We start from the raw sequence: 653 nt of genomic DNA, 5'->3' as shown, positions 1-653 counted from the left end.
CTGAATACCGTCTGATGATTTTGTCATTTTTGTACATAATGTTTAAAATTATGTAGCCTTTATTCAGGACGGGTCAAAATTACGCACAACGGATTTGTATAACGTATCGTTGTGTGGTTTTCAATTTACGTAATTTTCAATTAGGGGAGAAGTTGTTGGTTTTTGTAATCCTTTTCAATCACTTAACCATTCCACACAATGGACGTTATACGTTGTTGTACGCTGGTTTGCTAATTCATCAGAATCAGAAATCCAATCAAAATCAATATAAAAGTCACCACGAAAACAGTCATTAAAATCTGCTGCTTTCGTTTTTCTTTTTCAGCTTTCAGTCGAATTTGTTCCTTCACCTTAATCAATTCTTCTTCAGGAATCTTTTTCCATTCAGGTTTTTCAGTATACTTTTTCGGTTCAGAGTAAATTCCGTCACGATTGTTTTCTTTGAATTTCGATCGATTTGAAGGACGAAGAGAACGATTTTGTGCCATTCTCTTAATCATATCAAGTGCATGTCCAGCTCCGTAAGCCATATTCAATCAGTATTTTTTCAATTCAAGTTTTCAATCAAACTTGCGTACAACGGTCTTGTATAACGCCTCTGTGGCGCGGTCATCAATTTACGTATTTTTCAGTTAGGATAGGAGTGTTAGTTT

The 653-nt window shown here is 35.1% G+C and carries 1 protein-coding gene; it reads right to left on the bottom strand.

Annotation, left to right across the window (positions count from 1 at the left end):
* Positions 1-230: 230 nt before the first annotated feature.
* Positions 231-530 (bottom strand): hypothetical protein, encoded by a 300-nt coding sequence (locus tag I4Q58_RS15485; protein ID WP_203296818.1) that lies wholly within the window; start codon positions 528-530, stop codon positions 231-233.
* Between the last annotated feature and the right edge of the window lie 123 nt (positions 531-653).

The organism is Luteirhabdus pelagi, assembly GCF_016827595.1.
Lineage (GTDB): Bacteria > Bacteroidota > Bacteroidia > Flavobacteriales > Flavobacteriaceae > Luteirhabdus > Luteirhabdus pelagi.
Note: the sequence above shows the minus strand (reverse complement) of the source record. Positions and strands in the feature narration are given on the sequence as shown.